The sequence below is a fragment of the Wolbachia endosymbiont of Chironomus riparius genome (assembly GCF_918315375.1).
This window is the reverse complement of record NZ_OU906733.1, coordinates 297851-316533: the sequence shown is the minus strand read 5'-3', so window position 1 is coordinate 316533 and position 18683 is coordinate 297851. Positions and strand designations below refer to the sequence as shown.

At 30.5% G+C, this 18683-nt stretch carries 14 protein-coding genes and 1 pseudogene; 7 read left to right on the top strand and 8 right to left on the bottom strand.

Annotation, left to right across the window (positions count from 1 at the left end; all coding sequences use genetic code 11):
• From NL275_RS01595 to NL275_RS01580, 4 genes are all read left to right on the top strand, one after another.
• Window positions 1-572 (top strand): rod shape-determining protein (locus NL275_RS01595; protein ID WP_253299781.1); only part of this gene is annotated, 572 nt, incomplete at its 5' end.
• A gap of 63 nt (window positions 573-635) precedes the next feature.
• Window positions 636-1643 carry an NAD(P)/FAD-dependent oxidoreductase gene (locus NL275_RS01590; RefSeq protein ID WP_253299780.1) on the top strand — a complete coding sequence of 336 codons (1008 nt, stop codon included), beginning with the start codon at window positions 636-638 and terminating at the stop codon, window positions 1641-1643.
• 380 nt (window positions 1644-2023) lie between these two features.
• On the top strand, window positions 2024-3025 hold the full coding sequence (locus NL275_RS01585) for a hypothetical protein (protein ID WP_253299779.1): 1002 nt from the start codon (window positions 2024-2026) through the stop codon (window positions 3023-3025).
• 36 nt (window positions 3026-3061) lie between these two features.
• Window positions 3062-3787 (top strand): coiled-coil domain-containing protein 22, encoded by a 726-nt coding sequence (locus NL275_RS01580; RefSeq protein WP_253299778.1) that lies wholly within the window; start codon window positions 3062-3064, stop codon window positions 3785-3787.
• A gap of 450 nt (window positions 3788-4237) precedes the next feature.
• Here NL275_RS01580 and NL275_RS01575 read toward each other — a convergent pair whose 3' ends face one another.
• The 3 genes from NL275_RS01575 to NL275_RS01565 form a co-directional block, all read right to left on the bottom strand.
• Window positions 4238-6025 (bottom strand): SurA N-terminal domain-containing protein, encoded by a 1788-nt coding sequence (locus NL275_RS01575; protein WP_253299777.1) that lies wholly within the window; start codon window positions 6023-6025, stop codon window positions 4238-4240.
• Between the two features lie 91 nt (window positions 6026-6116).
• Window positions 6117-6461, bottom strand: a complete 345-nt coding sequence (locus NL275_RS01570) for a MerR family transcriptional regulator (RefSeq protein ID WP_253299776.1) — start codon at window positions 6459-6461, stop codon at window positions 6117-6119.
• Window positions 6462-6536: 75 nt separating this feature from the next.
• Complete coding sequence (locus tag NL275_RS01565; protein WP_253299775.1) at window positions 6537-6782, bottom strand: HU family DNA-binding protein; 246 nt, start codon at window positions 6780-6782, stop codon at window positions 6537-6539.
• 234 nt (window positions 6783-7016) lie between these two features.
• Between NL275_RS01565 and dcd the strand changes: the two genes are divergently transcribed.
• Together dcd and lepA are read left to right on the top strand one after the other, a co-directional pair.
• Window positions 7017-7574 carry a dCTP deaminase gene (gene dcd, locus NL275_RS01560; RefSeq protein WP_253299774.1) on the top strand — a complete coding sequence of 186 codons (558 nt, stop codon included), beginning with the start codon at window positions 7017-7019 and terminating at the stop codon, window positions 7572-7574.
• A 49-nt stretch (window positions 7575-7623) separates the two neighbouring features.
• A pseudogene (lepA, locus tag NL275_RS01555) lies at window positions 7624-9419 on the top strand (translation elongation factor 4).
• A 557-nt stretch (window positions 9420-9976) separates the two neighbouring features.
• Here lepA and NL275_RS01550 read toward each other — a convergent pair.
• The 3 genes from NL275_RS01550 to NL275_RS01540 all read right to left on the bottom strand — a co-directional run bounded on the left by NL275_RS01550 (window position 9977) and on the right by NL275_RS01540 (window position 11582).
• On the bottom strand, window positions 9977-10339 hold the full coding sequence (locus NL275_RS01550; RefSeq protein ID WP_253299773.1) for a hypothetical protein: 363 nt from the start codon (window positions 10337-10339) through the stop codon (window positions 9977-9979).
• A 512-nt stretch (window positions 10340-10851) separates the two neighbouring features.
• Window positions 10852-11250 carry a hypothetical protein gene (locus NL275_RS01545; protein ID WP_253299772.1) on the bottom strand — a complete coding sequence of 133 codons (399 nt, stop codon included), beginning with the start codon at window positions 11248-11250 and terminating at the stop codon, window positions 10852-10854.
• Window positions 11251-11315: 65 nt separating this feature from the next.
• Window positions 11316-11582 carry a hypothetical protein gene (locus NL275_RS01540; protein WP_253299771.1) on the bottom strand — a complete coding sequence of 89 codons (267 nt, stop codon included), beginning with the start codon at window positions 11580-11582 and terminating at the stop codon, window positions 11316-11318.
• A gap of 249 nt (window positions 11583-11831) precedes the next feature.
• On the opposite strand from NL275_RS01540, the gene gyrA reads away from it, so the two are divergent.
• Window positions 11832-14510 (top strand): DNA gyrase subunit A, encoded by a 2679-nt coding sequence (gene gyrA / locus NL275_RS01535; protein ID WP_253299770.1) that lies wholly within the window; start codon window positions 11832-11834, stop codon window positions 14508-14510.
• Between the two features lie 212 nt (window positions 14511-14722).
• Here the strand turns inward: gyrA and NL275_RS01530 are convergent, their stop codons facing one another.
• Together NL275_RS01530 and NL275_RS01525 are read right to left on the bottom strand one after the other, a co-directional pair.
• Window positions 14723-15268: a WD_0853 family protein gene (locus NL275_RS01530; protein ID WP_253299769.1), complete on the bottom strand. Its 546-nt coding sequence runs from the start codon at window positions 15266-15268 to the stop codon at window positions 14723-14725.
• Window positions 15261-18572, bottom strand: a complete 3312-nt coding sequence (locus tag NL275_RS01525) for a TrbL/VirB6 family protein (protein ID WP_370107046.1) — start codon at window positions 18570-18572, stop codon at window positions 15261-15263. Before NL275_RS01525 ends, NL275_RS01530 begins: the two co-directional genes overlap by 8 nt.
• Window positions 18573-18683 lie beyond the last annotated feature (111 nt).

The following is an 18683-nucleotide window of genomic DNA, read 5'->3' as shown; positions in this document are numbered from 1 at the left end:
GGTCTATGATTGTTGACATAGGAGGCGGTACAACTGAAGTTGCAATTATTTCTTTGGGAGGAATTGTGTATTCACGTTCTGCGAGAGTAGGAGGTGACGTTATGGATGAAGCAATAAAATCATATATTCGTGAAAATCACAAATTGCTAATAGGTGAGACAACGGCTGAAAAGATTAAGAAAAGCATAGGCTCAGCTCAAATTTCGGAAGAAAGTAATAAGAAAACCATGATCATTAAAGGCAGAGATTTAGTAAGTGGTATGCCAAAAGAAATGCTGTTATCTGAGCATGAAGTTACGAAAAGTTTAGAGGACTCGGTTAATCAGATTATTTCTGCAATTAAGATGGCTTTAGAAAGCACTCCTCCCGAGCTTTCTTCTGATATCGTCGACAAAGGAATTGTATTATCTGGTGGTGGTGGGCTATTGTGCAATTTAGACAAAGTTATTAATGAAGTAACAAAATTGCCAATACGTGTTGCAGAACATCCATTATGCTGCGTCGCTCTAGGAAGTGGTAAAGTGCTTGAAAACATGGATGATTTTGGCCATATTTTATTTAAACAAGATTAAAAACAGCAGTAAAAAAAGCTTTGAAAAATCTTAAATTATACCTTATCAGTAAATCTTAATAATATGAAAACAGATATAGTAGTAATAGGTGCGGGACCTATAGGAATATTTACTGCTTTTCAGGCAGGAATGCTAGACATGAAATGCAACATAATAGATACTTTACCTCAGGCTGGAGGTCAGTGTATTACCCTTTATCCAGAAAAACCAATATACGATATTCCAGGTTATCCTGTTATCACAGCTCAAAAATTAATTGAAAAACTTATAGTACAAGCTTCACCATTTAACCCAACTTATCATTTCAATCAAAAAGTGGAAAAAATTTTGGATGATAAGGATGGAGGTTTCATTTTAATCACTACTACAGGAGCAGAGATAAAATGTAAGGCTGTTATCATTGCAACAGGTAATGGAATATTCGAACCTAATCGTCCTCCTATAAACGGTATAATAGAATATGAAAATAAATCAGTATTTTATAATATAAGTAAAATCTCTCATTTTAAAGACAAAACTATAGTGATTGCAGGAGGTGGTGATTCTGCAGCTGATTGGACGATAGAGCTTTCTAAAGTTGCAAAAAAAATCTATGTTATACACAGAAGAAAGGAGTTTCGTTGCGCTCCAGAAACTAGAAACAAACTAGAACAATTAGTACATTCTGAAAAAATAGAATTGATAGTTCCATATCAGTTAAGTAATGTGGTGGGGGATAATGAAAAATTAAATTCCGTTATAGTGAAACATATTATTAACAAAGAAGAAAAAGAAATACCTACTAATTTTCTATTACCATTTTTTGGTTTAGCAATGAACCTTGGTCCAATAAAAGACTGGGGTATACATTTACAACATAACCGCATAATCGTCGATCCTACAACACTTAGAACTAATCGAAATAAAATATACGCAATTGGTGATATAGCAACATACCCAGGTAAATTGAAATTGATATTAAATGGCTTTGCTGAAAGTGCTATGGCTTGCCACGATATATACAGAGTAATTTATAACTCTCCTGTAAATTTTCAATATTCAACTTCCAAGGGAATCAATGAGAAAAAATAAAAACCTTACTTTTAAAATTGATTCTTGAAGTAAGAAAACACTTATTTTCCTTATTTTAAGATAAAGGTTTTCTATACAGAAAATATAAATACCCTCTTGAACAAAATTAAAAAACAAACGCAAGTTAAAAATCTTAATCGCTTTAAAAGGCATTTATTTGTCAAAGCAATCTTTTTTTCACATTACTATCATGATTAAGTTTGCTAATTTACTTGATTTTTAAAAATCATTTAGCTACCTTTCAGCCCGGTTTAATTTTGTTTTTTATATTATTTTTATAAATTATACCAGATCTTTCATTAAAATTTTTATTTTACTTATCGATTTATTCATGCATTATTTTAATAGATTGATAATAAAGCTTTATAGTAGAAGGTAGAGTGTCTAAACTATCAAATGAGGCACCAATAATATTAACATGGGTCCCAAAAGTAAAGGGAGCAACTGTATCACAAGAAAATCTGAATATAATTAAGAAGTATGTGAAGCTATGTGAAAAAGATGATGAAAGAAAAATATACTTAGTTTTGAATGGCCCTGGATTTGAGAATGCTCAAATAGAAGAGATAAATCAATACCTGCAGAAACAGCACATATCAAAAGTAGACGTGATAAACTTACACGATTATGACTGGAGTAAAATAGACGCAGGATGGAAAATAGATTCGGAAGATATTAATATAAAGGAATATTATCGAGATTTCTATAATATGAGTGATAAGAAGAGAACCTGTTTTCCAGTTGAAATCGACACTTTTAGAGTAATTGCTCTTGCGCTTTCTGATCAGATCACGGGGCAAGACATAGGTGCAATATATATTGATTTTGATATTCTCGGAACAATGAAAAAGCCTACAGGAAGAGATATAGAAACACATTATGAGATTGCACTAGGAGAGAAATATAATAATGATTTAATAGTAGTAACTAATTCGAGTGTAGCAAATAAGATAATGGCGTGCTACAAAGAAAAATTGCTAACTCAAGAAAAAATGGTAAGTAAAATAAAAGAAAGTATTCAAGATGATGGTTTTGTTTCAGATCTTGGTCGGCCCTTATTTAGACTAAGTGGTCTGCAGTTAAGAAGAATTTTTGACAACGCCAATAAAGAGGACGTGTCTATGCTTCTTTATACTGAAATTTTTAGTATTACACAAGCAAATGAAATGAATTATGCTCTAGTTCACACTGTAAGTTATGCATCACAATTAATAGTAAATGAAATTTATGAAAACAATCCAAAAATAAGTCAATCTGCTGCGCTAGAATTATATAATAACTCATCAGAAATGCTAATATCAAGAGACAAAATTGACTATCAGGAAGGAATACGGACTTGTTCTTGGTCATCTAGGAGTATAAGGAATGATAAAAAATATTAAGTAATTCTTGAAGCTAAGGACCTTAATGATGTATTTATGTCGATAAAAAATTATTATAGTCATAGTACAGACACAATACCTAAACATCTTTTGGATAATATGTATGAATCATTAACAGTTGCTAGCAGAAGTGAAATAGAGGAATTAGCTAAACAGGAAAGAAAAGAAAAAACTCTACAACTGATAAAAGAAAAAATTGATAATTATGAGAAGAATATTCCAACAAAGGATCAGGAACGGATCAAATTACGCCAAGAATATTGGAAGCTAAAAGATAAACTCGAAAAAGATAAGACTATTAATACAATAGATATTAGTAATATAAAAAAGAGAAAAAAGGAACTGGATAAAATTATTAACGACACTCATGAATTTAATGTACATTATAACAACCTATATGGTCAGAAATTATCTCGCGTTGAAGAGTCACGTAAAGAGTTGCGTAAGTTTACTGATACCCTAAAAGATAGATACACAAAAATTATTCCTAACATCTGTGGTGATCTGATTAAAGACATAGATGATATCTACCAAAAAGATATTCCTGAAGAGTGCCATCAAGAAACTTATTTACCCCCACCTGTTATCAAAAAACATGGTACATTTGCAGAGTTTCTTGGAGATTTTAGTAAAAATTGTAGTAATAGAAACGATCAATATTTGATTAGAAGAAAAACTGTAAAAGAAACTCAAGATAATGAGATAACAAGAGAAAAAGAACGTGATATAGAAAAAACACATGCAAAAAAAAAGATAAATTGATAACTTCGAATCATTTACGACTTTCTCAAAATGTAATGACTAGAGCTTCTAGTAGCCGCCAAATAAGCTTAATGAATCAAGCTTCTAATATTCAAGTACGTTCTCAAGTTTCTAGTATTGCAGTACAGCCAAAAAATGAACTTACGAGGGTATGCAATATGCGTCATACTGAGGCACAAGGACCTGTACAAGTCATTTTCTAGACTTTTTATAACTTATTTTCTGGTGCTGAATATTACACTAAAAGATAGTAGTTTAGAAATCTAAATTACTATCTTTTAAATGTATAATATAGTATAAATGATACTCTTTTTTGTGTAAATGGTATAAGCAGAATTTGTTGAGTTGAAGACAAGAAAAAGCTTCAGATTAAGATTTATATCTTATTTTCCAATAAATTAAAAATTAAACTCTAACCTTAAAAGATCTAAATTTATAATCGTATTTATTTTAGATATCATCAATGATATAATGGTTTATTTCTACTTTATATTTTGACTCCAAGTACTGAATTAACTGTTCCTTTAGAGCAATCATAGTACGCTTTCCTATTTCAAGGTTATTTAACTTTCCATCAGATGAATACATCTCTTTTAATGTTCCGATAATAACCTCGCTATTATGTTCAATGGGAGTTGTTACTTCACCAATTGTTTTGAAATTAAAAACTTCCTCAATAAAAGAAAAAGGGTAATCTTGTTGATCAATTGCACTTCGATGTATTTTTTGTTGTGCAATTAACTCTACACCTTTAGGTTTCTCTATATTTTGAGTATCTTTTAATTGTTCCGCAATGTTATTTCCAATCTCAAGCATTTTTTTTGCTATAAACTTATCACGCCAAACTTCTAATACTGATAACTTACTTTCCTCGAAACTTTGTAATTTAGAAGGAATAATATCAATGACTTTTACACTTACAATAGAGTTATTGATGCTCTTAAAATAACTTTTTTGCTCTTTTTTCCAAGAAAACATTAGAGAAACAAGATCATCAGAATCTTTTATCTTATTGTCATCTTTGTCTTTTCCATGAGAATTTACTGGGCCTATATTCTGTATTGGCAAATTGTATTCTTTTGATATTTCTTCAATATCCATACCATTATATATCTTATAATTTGCTTGATTTATAAAATCACTAGCTCTTTCAAAAATTTTTTGATTAATTAATAGCGATTTAACATCATCTCTTAATTTCCTTAAATCACTATCTAAAATTTTATGTATACTCTCTACTCTAATTAGGTGCCAACCAAAATTACTTGCTAAAACTTCACTAATTTCGCCTTCCTTTAAGTTAAATACTTCTTCTTTCATGCCTTTTGGTAGAAAATCTTTACTTATGTTATTGATCTTAATTTCTTCAAGTTTTTTACCTGATATTACTTGTTCAAAGCTTACTGTATTTTCCATAAGTGCTTTTTTTATCTTTTCAGCTTCTTCTTTTGTAGAAAATATCAAGTTAAATATATCTATTTGATCCATAAGAGCTTTCTGTTCAATTATTTTATCAATCTCTTCATCAAGAACCTCGATCTGTCCTGCAAAATATTTTGAGTCTAAATATATATATTGTGCAGTTCGATATTCGGGATAATGAAAATTAGATTGATTCTTTTCATATAAATCAAGCAAGGATTGGTTATCCGCTTCGGGTATACCTGTAACTGCATCCTTAGTTATTTTTATGATATCAACTACTCTAGTCTGATAACGATTTTTGTATATTTGATCATCAATTTTTTCACCAAAAGTTATTGGATAATCATCTTTAAAAAGAGAATTCATAAACATTATTGCTGGTAATGTTTTTTTTAATTTTGATACATATTGCTTTTCTGTCATGTGAAGGCCTTTCAACATTTCATTAAACCTTTCCTTATCAAACTCACCCTTATCGCTTTGAAAGTATTTTGTGTTTTTAATATGATCTTTAATTGACTCTTCACCAATCTCCAACCCTAAATCCCTTGTTACATTAAGCAATAGTTTTTGTTCTATTAGCGCATTTAGTAAATCATACTTCAATTTTTTTTGTACTTCTCCAGAACTGGTATTATTTATATAATTTTGATATAAAGATTTATATTCGTTTAATGATATAATCTCCTTTCCAACTTTAGCTATAATTTCCTCTTTATCACTATCTGATAAAATACTGCTAATTCCCACAAAGATTAGCGAGAAAGCTAAAAAAACAGCAATAGCTTTTGTGAAAAGGTTTTTAGTACTCATATCGTATAAGATCAATAAACAGTTAATTATAGGATAGTGATAATTTGACCGTTGTAAACTGAGACCTTACTGTCTACAGGAATACAACTTATTATGAACGGTTATTATTTTGTTCATCATTCATTTTCTCAGTTAAATAGTTTCTAAGATCTATCATTTCTTTGAGCAAGCCCTCAAAATGATCATTATTAAGATTGATTTTTATATCACTACGAAATTCTTTTTGTACACCTTTTATTGTATATCCTTTATCATACAGCATATGTTTTATTTTTTTTATAGTTTCTATGCATTTATGATCATATAGCCTCCTTCCTTTACATTTTATAGGCTTAATCTGATGAAATTTACTCTCCCAAAATCTTAAAACGTGTTGCTGCAAGTTAAGTTTTTCAGCTACTTCTCCAATAGAATGAAGCAATTTTTCTCTACTCATCAATTTTATTACTATTTATTAATTTTTTTATACTCCTTGAAGGTCTAAAAGAAATTGATTTTTTTGCTTTTATCATCACCTTTTCGATGTATGAGGAATATTTCCAGGTCTTTCTTTTTTTTTCTTTACTATAAATGTTCCAAAAGATGATATCTTTACTTTCCCTTGTTTCATTAAAGAAGATTTTATTTCATCCATTATATCATCTATTATTAAAGAAACGCCTTCTTTTGGTAACCCTATTTCTTGATTGATCATCTCCACTATTTTTGACTTAGTTAAGGTTGTTTTTAATTTTTCACTTACTATAGTATAACTCATATTTGACATATTACATTGTACGATATAAGTATAATAGTTGACATAACTTTTATTGTAATACTTTTATTATATTTTTGATCATTTCCTACATCAAATTTCTATTAATCTCAATGCATAAAATCTCTAAAAAAACAAATATATCTCAATTAAAATTGAGTTTTTTGTGTAACTCCTAGTTTACATTTAGATTTTATATAATATCATTACTATATTTAATAGCTTAAAAGGATACTTATGGCAGTTATGCCTGATAAATGGATAAGAGAAAAAGCTGAAAAATTAGGAATGATAGAACCTTTTGTTGGCAATAAAAACAGTAAAGGTGTGATATCTTTTGGTCTATCATCTTATGGATATGATGCAAGGGTGAATAATAAATTCAAGATTTTTACCAATGTGAATTCAGCCATAGTAGATCCTAAGAATTTTTCTGAAAATAGTTTCATAGATAAAGAAACTGATGTATGTATTATTCCACCGAATAGTTTTATGCTTGCAAGTACAGTTGAATATTTTCGTATACCAAGAAATATTTTAGTTATCTGTGTTGGCAAATCGACTTATGCAAGATGTGGAATTATAGTAAATGTTACACCATTGGAACCTGGATGGGAAGGTCACGTTACTCTAGAGTTTTCAAATACTACACCCCTTCCTGCAAAAATTTATGCAAATGAAGGGGCATGCCAATTTATTTTCTTAAGTGGTGAAGGCGAATGTGAAAAATCATATGATGATATGAAAGGAAAATATATGAATCAGCGTGGTATTACTTTACCACTTGTGAAATGATTGATATCGTAGAGTTAGTACTTTATAACTTTAAATACAATTATTATCAATGAAGAACATAAGAAATTTTGCAATAGTAGCACATATAGACCATGGTAAATCAACACTTGCTGACCGTTTAATAGAGGAATGCAATGGTCTTGAGGCAAGAGAAATGGTAAATCAGATACTTGATTCCATGGAAATAGAGCGTGAACGTGGTATCACAATAAAAGCACAAACTGTAAGACTAAACTATGTAGCTAATGATGGTAATCATTATTGCTTAAATCTTATGGATACCCCAGGACATGTTGATTTTTCTTATGAAGTAAGTCGGAGTTTAGCTGCATGTGAGGGTTCGCTTTTAGTAGTTGATAGCAGTCAAGGCGTTGAAGCGCAAACCCTTGCAAATGTATATAAAGCCATTGATAACAATCATGAAATAGTCGTTGTACTTAATAAAATAGATCTACCTGCTTCAGATCCAGAAAAAGTTAAACTTCAAATTGAAGAGGTAATTGGTATTGACGCAAGCGAGGCAGTTTTGATATCAGCCAAAACTGGTCTTGGAATAAGAAATGTATTAGAAGCTATAGTAAACAAACTTCCAGCACCACAAGGTAATGCAGAGTCTCCATTGCAAGCAATTTTGGTTGATAGTTGGTATGATACTTACCTAGGAGTAGTGATTTTAGTACGAATTAAAAATGGGTTACTAAAAAAAGGCATGAGAATTGTTATGATGTCTAATAATGCTACATATCAAGTGGAAAATATAGGTATTTTTACTCCTAAAAAAGTTATGACAGAGAAACTTTCTGCTGGAGAAGTTGGCTTTATTACCGCTTCAATGAGAGAAGTTGCAGATTGTAGAATCGGTGACACTATCACCGAAGAAAAAAGGCCTTGCAGTGAAGTATTACCAGGTTTTAAAGAAACACATCCTGTTGTTTTTTGTAGTATTTTTCCGCACAAAACAGATGATTTTAAATATTTAAGAGAAGCGCTAGAAAAACTTCACTTAAATGATTCTAGTTTTACCTTTGAGGCTGAAACTTCAAATGCACTTGGTTATGGATTTCGTTGTGGTTTCCTAGGAATGTTACATCTTGAGGTGGTACAAGAAAGGCTTGAACGAGAATTTAATTTAGATCTTACAGCAACTGCACCAAGCGTTATATATAGAATTACCACACGAAACGGCCAAATTTTAAACATTCACAATCCTAGCGATATGCCGGATCCAACTAAAATAGAAGTAGTGAAAGAGCCATGGATTAGTGCAACTATAATGGTTCCGGATCAATATTTAGGGGAGGTTATTTCTTTATGTGAAGAGAGAAGAGGTGAACAGGAAGATTTATCATACGTTGGTCATACAACAACAGCACTTCTAAAATACAAACTACCTCTTTCTGAAGTTGTGTTTGATTTTTATGATCGATTAAAATCCCTCTCTAAAGGATACGCAAGTTTAGATTGGGAAGTTTCCGATTATCGTGAAAGTCAGATAGATAAATTGAGCTTTTTGATTAATGGGGAATCAGTAGATGCTTTAGCTTGTATAGTACATAAAAGTAGAGCAGAAAAAAGGGGTCGTGAAATATGTACACGTTTAAAAGATTTGATACCACGTCAACAATATAAAATAGCAATTCAATCAGCTGTTGGTGGCAAAATAATTGCCAGAGAAACAATTGCTCCATATAGAAAAGATGTAACAGCTAAACTTTATGGGGAGATGTGACACGAAGGATGAAGCTTTTAGAGAAACAGAAAAAAGGTAAAAAAAGACTCCATTCTATAGGAAATGTAAATATTCCACAGAATGTTTACATTCAAGCTTTGAAGCTCATTGATTAAGAATTTGGAGATTGAAAAACTATAAAGATAACCAAATGATTTTCATAAAGTAAGTAGAGTAACAAGCTTAGTCGTTGTGGTGATTAAAAAATAGGTGACTTAAAGAAATAAACGCCTTTTAAAGGGATTAAGATTTTCAAATTTCGTTTGTTTTTTAAAGTGAATTCTTAAACAGGATTCATGGATAACCTTTGTTTTTAAATGAGAAAAATAGGTGTCCTATTACCCTTGACTCAACAAATTAGTTCTCTCTTATAATACATTTATTATCTGAATTACTGTCTTTTAATCTTCATTTCTAAAATTTTACACGCTATTATTTATAACTTGATCACGTCGTTCTAAAATAGCCTTTAGGTAAGCGTCTGTTAAAAAATCCGATCCTTCTGCAACAGAAAAATTTCCTTTAAAGTTTTTAAATCAAGCTTTTTTAGAGCATTTTTTATTTCTTCAGGTAAATACCTAGAATATGATTTTATGAAAGATTCATCAAAAGCATGGCACTGCCTCCACAAGCTATTTTTATACATTACATAACGCAAAAAGTCACCACAAGGTTAAAATGATTTATAGAACGAATCAGGTAATTTGCTTCCAAATTTCTTTTTGAAGTTATCAACGATTGGTTTATTTTTGGTTTCTACTTTAGAAAAAGGAAAGTCCAAATGAAAATCATCTGTGCTAAGTTTGTCACTATATAAAACTCTAACAAATGGTAAATCACCATGCTTTACATATTGATGATTACGAATTCCAGCATTATCAATTGCAATCATATAAGTTTTTTCTTGATCCTTAAAACCTAACAAGTTGTGAGGACCGAAATCCCATTGACAAAATACAAAATAAAAAATTTTCAAATTTGCTAGATCATCAATACTGACTTCTTTCAATACCCTATCATACTCTTCAGGTATCAATAAATCATCTTTTGTCTCAGTGAATAGCTATAACGATCCTCTCATACCATTAATTGTACGTATTACTGTTGGAGGAATGTAAGGAAAACCTAAGTATAATGAGGCTTGATAAGCTGCACCTCAGCTTGAGTATTTCCAAAATCATCGGGTTGAACATTTTAAATACACCTTTTAGACCATTATCTAGATTTACTAAATAAACATCTCCATCAAAATCTGCTTTCCTATCCTTCTCAAGCAAAAAATCTCTCATGGAAAGAATATTTATTACTCTTCCATCTCGTAATAACTCCGTTACTCTTTTATCTCTGTATCTTTTGGGATGATAATAACACTCACTTGCTGTTAACTTAATGATATGGCCAGGAAAAAAAATACTACTAAAGTTGGAAATTTAGACATAATAATTAGCGATGGACGAAAATTGAAAAATTATACAATAAATATTTTTTTCTTTCCTTAAATTATTTTAAACAAATTTTTTCCAAAAAAACCTCCTAGCCTCAAGAAAGTTAAATTTTAGAGTTTGCTTCAGTGATTGAAGGCCCAGCTATACAACCTTCTAAAGTTAATTCGGGTAAATCACTACAAATAGAAAAATCTATTTCTTCATTTAACTTAGCTTTCTTTACTAAATAACCATGCGTAATGTCATTGGTATTAACGTTTCTCCTTTTATCAAAAGTCTCTTTGATTTGATTTAAGTTGGTTTGTATCTCATCAAGAGCATCATTTATACATAGGTAATACGGCTCTATTCTAAATTTACCATCGGTATCTTGACTGCAATATTTTTCCATAGCATTAATTGCATCAGAGTAATACTGTAAATAAATAGATGGGTGACAAGTTTTCGTATCAAGGTCTCTATTACATTCCGCTTCTTGTTGTTTTTGTTTAAGAAACTCCATACATGATCCATCAAAAACAATATCACATCTTTCTGATTGTGATAAAAGCCTTAGAAACTTAGGTACTAAATTATGTAAGCACGAAAAATTAAGCTGATAATATTTTTTGCATGACAGCCTTCTTTTGTCAAAATACTAAAAGGAACGCGTTTTAAAAAGAAACAAAGCGTATCTTCTGGTATATCATCTCTACTTAGCATATTTATAAAATGAGAAGATAGGGGATGTGAATTTATAAAAAGTAAACGATATGTTTCATCTTCAATGGATAATAATCTATTATTTGAAATTAATTTTGTTATTTCACAATAATTATATTTATTAATAAACATCCTCAACCTTTTGATTAAAGCTCTTACTTTCCGCTTCAACACAACTGTCTTGACAAATATTTAACATATAAAATCTCCTTACTAAAATAATCTTATAATATTAAGATATATACTTATTATCGCCAAGATTAATGTTAATATATAAACAAATATAATTTTGTTATATATCTAAGTTGTAGCCTTTCCTCAACTTAACATTGACTAGTTATTGAGTTCAATGTTAAGCTTAGGCTAAAAGTCATAACTAAAATGCAAGACAACATAGTACCAATATCGATAGTCAAAGAGTTAGAAGAATCTTATCTCTCATACGCAATGAGCGTAATTATAAGTCGCGCTATACCAGATGTGCGTGATGGGTTTAAGCCAGTTCATAGACGTATACTGTATGCCATGTCTAGAGCTGGTTATGATGCCGGTAAGCCATATAAGAAAGCAGCTAGAATTGTCGGTGATGTAATGGGTAGATATCATCCACATGGTGATGCAGCAATATACGACTCCTTAGTAAGAATGGCTCAAGAATTTTCTCTTCTTCTTCCACTGATCGATGGACAAGGAAATTTTGGATCAATAGATGGTGATCCTCCTGCTTCAATGCGATACACAGAAGCAAGGTTACAGAGAGTATCACACTTCTTGCTTAATGATATTGATGAAGATACTGTTGATTTTAGACCAAATTATGATGGAAGTGAATCTGAACCAGTTGTACTACCTGCAGAGTTTCCAAATTTATTGGTAAATGGTGCAAGTGGTGTTGCAGTTGGTATGGCAACTAATATACCTTCTCATAATCTTGGTGAATTGATTGATGCTTGTATTTTATACATAGAGAATAATGAAGTTACTTTAGATGAATTACTGGAAGTAATACCAGGACCAGACTTTCCTACAGGAGGAAAAATTCTTGGTAGGTCAGGAATAAGGTCGGCTTTTGCAACAGGTAGGGGTTCAATTATTGTACAAGGTAAGACACATATAGAAGATTTACCTCAAGATAGACAAGCAATAATTATTGATGAAATACCTTATCAAGTAAATAAGGTTAGGTTAATAGAAAAAATAAGTGAACTTGTTAAAGAAAAAAGAATTGACGGAATCACAGAGATTAGAGATGAGTCTGATAAATCAGGTATTAGAGTAGTAATTGAATTAAGAAAAAATTCTGCAGCAGATTTTATACTAAATCAAATATTAGGATTAACCCCACTAAGAAGCAGTTTTAGTGTTAACACATTGGTACTAAATAAAAATAGGCCACTCCTAATGTCATTAAAGGAAATCATATCCGCTTTTATTGACTTTAGAAAAGAAGTATTAGTCAGAAGAACGGAATTTCGGTTAAGAAAAACAAGAGAAAAAGCTCATATATATATAGGGCTCTATATAGCAGTCTTAAGCATAGATGAAGTAATAAAAATAATTCGCAATGCAAGAGATCCTGCTGAGGCTTGTAAAAATCTTTTAAATAAAGAGTGGAGAGCTTCATCCGAAATACAAACACTTATAGAATTAATTTCAGATAGCAAGAGCTTTTTACAAGAAGCAATGTATCAATTTACTGAGTTGCAGGTAAAGGCTATTCTTGACATGAAATTGCAACGTCTAACAGGACTTGAGAAGGAAAAATTAGAAGCTGAGTTAAGTTCAATGGTAAATTTAATAAAAGAATATGTTGATTTTCTTAGCTCAGAAGAAAAATTAATGAAAGAAATCAAGATAAATTTACAAGAAATTAAAAATAGATTTGCTATCCCACGAAAAACATCAATAGAGGAGTCAGACTTAGATATTGAAGCTGAAGACTTAATTCCACAAGAAGACATGGTTGTTACTGTTACTATGAATGGTTACATCAAACGAGTAAAACTTTCCAATTACAAAACTCAACGTCGCGGTGGAAAAGGAAAATTGGGGCAAGGATTAAAAGAGGAAGATGTAATTACGAAATTATTTGTTGGAAATACTCACACTAGCCTTTTATTTTTCTCGAATATTGGTAGAGTTTATAAATTAAAAGTGTATAAGCTACCACTTGCAGAGCCAAGCGCACGTGGAAGAGCTCTTGTTAACATTTTCCCTCTTATTGAAGGTGAAACAATTACTAATATCATGCCATTACCAAGTGAGCATGATGAAAATTTAGATATAGTTTTTTCTACTTCTTACGGAAATATAAGGCGTAATGCTTTATCAGATTTTCACTATATTCCAAGTAATGGAAAAATAGCAATAAAGTTAGATGGAGAAGATAAATTAATATCAGTCAAAGTATGTACTGAAAAAGATCATGTATTAATCTCAACACGATATGGAAAAAGTATTAGATTTATTGCAAGTGACGTACGTCAATTTAAGAGTAGAAGTTCAGATGGTGTGCGAGGAATTAGGCTTGCAAAAGATGATAGTGTAATCTCAATGACAATTTTAAATGGCATAGAAATAAATACAGAAGAGAAGGAATTATACTTTAAAATACCAGTTGACAGAAGGTTAGAGGCTGCAATTAGCAGTACTATAAATCCTAAATTGGAAAAAACTTTAAGTCACCTAGAAATAGAGAGTGAATTATTCTTAAATTTGGCAAGAAATGAAGAATTTTTACTCACAATTACTGAAAATGGTTTTGGTAAAAGAAGTTCTGCATATGAATACAGAACAACTGGTAGAGGTGGTGTTGGTATTACAAATATCCTTACTACTAGTAGAAATGGCAACGTTGTTGCAAGCTTTCCAGTAAAACAGGATGATAATATTATGCTTATCACGGATAAAGGGAAATTAATTAGAATTTCAATAAATGATATTAGGATTGCAGGGCGTAGCACTCAAGGAGTAACTCTCTTTAAAACAGAAAAGGGTGAAAAAGTAGTTTCAGTTGCAAAAATTGAGGACCATGATTCTACAGAAGAAAATGTTGAGTAAAATATTAGAAAATTTTTTATTTGATTTATAATAACTGCTCTTGAAAAATTTGTTTTCAATCCTGATAAGCCTAACGCTATTTTATAATATGTTATTCCCTTGTTTTTTTTAATGGACTATTTTGATTAGCTCTTTTTAACCTGATATCAATTAAATATTGTCGACTTTCCTGCTACAACATCTTATTTGAATGAACTATAGCTACTTAATTGCTATTTTTCACCTTCAATTCTACTTTCCAACTCTAATTTAATTATATTGTTAACTCTATCAACATAATCAGCTAAGTCTTGATATTCATCATTTGTATAATCTTCGCCTGAAACTTTTTTTTCAAAAAATAATTCTTTTAACCCATATAGCTTAGAATCTTGGTCAGAATTCAGAACAATATTTCTTTCTACATAGCTCAGATTCGATAGTAGTAAGCTAACTTGTAATAAATCTTGACTTTCGATACTTGAAAGGTCATCAAGATGATTTAATACACTAAATAACTTAATTTTTTCTTGTGCAATTTCTTGATCTTCTTCATTGACTTTATATAACACTTGATTATCTATAAATTTTTCACTCAAAGCTTTATCAAGATTAATAAAATCAACATTATCTGGTTGAATGTTATCCAATAACATATCCACTTTCGCTCTACGTGCATTTATAACATCATTATAGTTATTCAATTTTATATTACCTGTTTCGTCTTGATGCAATTCATAAAAACCAAATCCTTTAAAATATTTTTTATTATTATTCATCGCTACCTTCATTATTTTTTTTATTATTTTTATCATTTAATTCATCTTGCTTTTGCCTCTCTTGCATGATTTCACTTGCATCTTTCCTTTCTATTGGCTTTTCTTCATTAAACAGCAACGAAAGGTCAACATCTTCGTCTTTTTGATTTTTTTCTTTTCTTTCAGTACGTTTTTCTATCCCACCAAAAAATGATTCCAGGTTATAAATTTCATCTTCTTGATTTTTTTTTACTTCTCTTTCAGCACGTTTTTTCTCTATAATTTCATTTGAATCCATACCTTTTATTTTTTCAACCAGTTCTTCTGACCCTAACTTTCTTTGCACTTCTTTATCGATCGGTGGGCTCTTTTTCGTACCTATAGTATAATCATGAAGCTTTTGTAAAAAGTCTTTTCTATATACTTTTGACATATAGAGCAAATTATCCTTATGAGAAATTTCTCCTGTATAAAGGTTAAGTTTTTTACTATCAGATTTCTTTTCTAGTGAGTTAAGACCATGTTCCCAACAAAATTCCATAGCATCTTTCAGACTATAACCCAAATGTGACCCCATGTATCCTTTATAGTAATCTAAATATCTATCTATCTTCCTATGAGCTATATCTTGTGGGTCAACTCCAAATGCTTTATAAATTTTATCCTCAAATTTATTAACATCATTTTTAGGAGATGTGATGAATTTTGTTGCTTCAATGCTAGTATTAATAAGCTTGCGTGGTACATTAATAGTATGTTTTAATACTCCTCCGATTCCTGGTATTCTTCCTAAAGCGTTAGCAGCTCCTCCTAATAATCTATTAGGTAATCTAGTAGTCCATCTACCCAGAGATTGTAATGAGCCACCTATAATACCCTGGTACATATCCTTTCCCTTTTCAGCTAAGCTAGCTAAAGGAGATCTTGAAGAAGAGTTAGGATCTGCTTGGTACATACTTGATATACTATAAACACTATATCCACCCTCAGCAAAATTTGAACCCATTTCTTGTGCTAATTTACGTAAAGAAAATATCAAAAATGAAAGTAAGAATAATATCAGTATCTCTTTTACGTTAAGTAAATAACCCTCTTTTATATCTTGTACTCTTTGATAATCACTATTGTCTTGGTATTTACTATTTAAGCTATAAAAACCTCCTAAAGAACATCCTTTATATTTAATGATATTCTCCGTCATAAGTTTTATCTCGCTTTTTAAACTTGGCTTTAAGATTCCTTTTTTATAATCATCTACTATTTTCTTATAATTATTGCAATTTCCTTTATTACCATTTTTACAATACAGCTCTTCTACCTTTTTTTCTATATTATTAATAAGTAACAAAATATCAAATTTTTCTAAAGAATGTGATAGAGTGTTTGTCAATCGTACCAAATTCTTTAAATCTTCATCTCTACACTCCTTATCAAGAACTATGTCATCTTCTTTTATATAATGATCAGAGCTAGATAGTGGATCAAAGAATGGGTAATCTATATACCTAAAACCATTGCTAATATAATCTGGAGGAATAGGTATGTATCCTACACCACCAGTGAATTTCACTGTTCCTCCTGCTCTGCTTATGTTGTCTATGCCTTCTATACTTTGATCCAACTTAAGATCAGAAGCCTCGCCAATAGTGTATGGCACAAAAACTTGCCCTGGAGTCCAGTGAAAAAATTCTTTATCTATAATGCAAAAACCTCCAAACACCCACTTTGGAAGACACAATCTTACTTCTAACCATTTATTATAACATACAGTAAAACCCAACTGTCTATAAAAGGTTGTCATTATCATTGATCCTAATAATGACAACAGAGTAAATATCATTACTGATTGTAAGCAAAAACTAATACATAATTTTATCCAACCCTCAAATAGTTTTTTCAATTGCGAAAATAAAATAGAAATAAGAAACAGTGGCATTATAGCTATAAGAAAAGCTATTCCCATAAAACCTGTCAGAAATATAATAAAAGCGTATAAACATAACAAAAAATATAAGACTATTCCTATCAAAATTACTGGTGTCATCAAAATGCTTGCCCACACTTGATAATGAAAAAATGCTGCAAATTTCTTAAAAACTGAATCAGCAAAGAACTTATTCCACATATTATACATGAAGCTGAACAGCGTTTCAGTATTTGCATTAGGAGCAAAATTAGTAATTACTTTTATCAAGTATTCAAGACCATCAACAAACAAAACAAGAAAATTGTTATAAAAAAAGTTGAAGCTTTCAGGAGATATCAGAACTACTACTAGTGTGATTTTCATCATCCTAATTAACAAATCATGCTTAGTTTCCTGAATCATCCCAAATAGGTAAAGGAGAGATGAAATTACTATAAATAAAACGAGTAATGAAGTTACAAAATTATGAAAACTTGTACTCTTCTCAGCAATATACTTGAACATTTCTTGTGCAGCTGCAAGGTTATTATTGTTGTCATGATTAGAACAATTTGTTTTGTTGATTAATAAAGTACATTTTAGATAATTATAAACATAGTCAAAAAAGTTTCCATTATGTGATTTTCTTACTCCACTTAAAAATTCTAATGAATAACCTCCTGCATTATCAAAGTAATATCTGTCCAGTATTTTTATATATATTTTCCATCCTTTTTCTAATTTAATAGGGTTACATTGACTATCTTTTATGTTGCTACTATTTTTTTTCAAGATAAAAACACCATCTCCACTTTCTGAAACAGAGTTATAACCTAAGTGCACTGTAGGTGATGTAGGGTAGCGCATAATCTCTAGCTCCTCATTTGGGTTACCATCATTACTTCTTTTGAATAAAAGATATGCACCATTACCATTGGTAAACCAACATGGAGTGTTATCATCTTTCTGATCGAAGTACTTGCAACTCACACTGCAACTTATACTGGAATTAGTTGAAACCTTTCCCGCACTAGATTTATAATCATTACAGATTAATTTAAAATCAGGCAAGCTGTTAGCTTCTGATGAACCTTCCAATTTATCTGCATATTTCAATCGTTCTAATTTTTTTAAATCCAAACTATCCCTTTCTGATTCCTTAGGGTTAATATGACTCCATGATGTCCATGCGCCATTTATTCTAATTACTAAATTATCCCCATTAGTTTCTAATTTTGTATCTTCCCATTTTACTACTTGATTAGAATGAAACCCATAATTAACTTCTCCAGTTTTAGGATCAATTACTTCCTTATTGTCCGGAATAAATGCATCTATATTTTCACTTGCAAAACGAGCGCTTACTGTAACAGGATCTGGACCAAAATAATCAGCAGATATACACCTAGGAAAAGGCATATCATCTTTGTTACAACCTATTAATAGTACATAAGCTGTGAAAAGTAATACATTAAACCAAATTTATTCAAATACGATTGCATAGCTACAATTTTTTCAATATAGAAAATA

Bases quoted from the DNA above. Each gene is read 5' to 3' on its own strand.
- NL275_RS01590 (WP_253299780.1), top strand. From the start codon at position 636: ATGAAAACAGATATAGTAGTAATAGGTGCGGGACCTATAGGAATATTT.
- NL275_RS01580 (WP_253299778.1), top strand. From the start codon at position 3,062: ATGTCGATAAAAAATTATTATAGTCATAGTACAGACACAATACCTAAA.
- NL275_RS01575 (WP_253299777.1), bottom strand. From the start codon at position 6,025: ATGAGTACTAAAAACCTTTTCACAAAAGCTATTGCTGTTTTTTTAGCT.
- NL275_RS01570 (WP_253299776.1), bottom strand. From the start codon at position 6,461: ATGAGTAGAGAAAAATTGCTTCATTCTATTGGAGAAGTAGCTGAAAAA.
- NL275_RS01565 (WP_253299775.1), bottom strand. From the start codon at position 6,782: ATGAGTTATACTATAGTAAGTGAAAAATTAAAAACAACCTTAACTAAG.
- dcd (WP_253299774.1), top strand. From the start codon at position 7,017: ATGGCAGTTATGCCTGATAAATGGATAAGAGAAAAAGCTGAAAAATTA.
- NL275_RS01545 (WP_253299772.1), bottom strand. From the start codon at position 11,250: ATGGAGTTTCTTAAACAAAAACAACAAGAAGCGGAATGTAATAGAGAC.
- NL275_RS01540 (WP_253299771.1), bottom strand. From the start codon at position 11,582: ATGTTTATTAATAAATATAATTATTGTGAAATAACAAAATTAATTTCA.
- gyrA (WP_253299770.1), top strand. From the start codon at position 11,832: ATGCAAGACAACATAGTACCAATATCGATAGTCAAAGAGTTAGAAGAA.
- NL275_RS01530 (WP_253299769.1), bottom strand. From the start codon at position 15,268: ATGAATAATAATAAAAAATATTTTAAAGGATTTGGTTTTTATGAATTG.
- NL275_RS01525 (WP_370107046.1), bottom strand. From the start codon at position 18,572: ATGCCTTTTCCTAGGTGTATATCTGCTGATTATTTTGGTCCAGATCCT.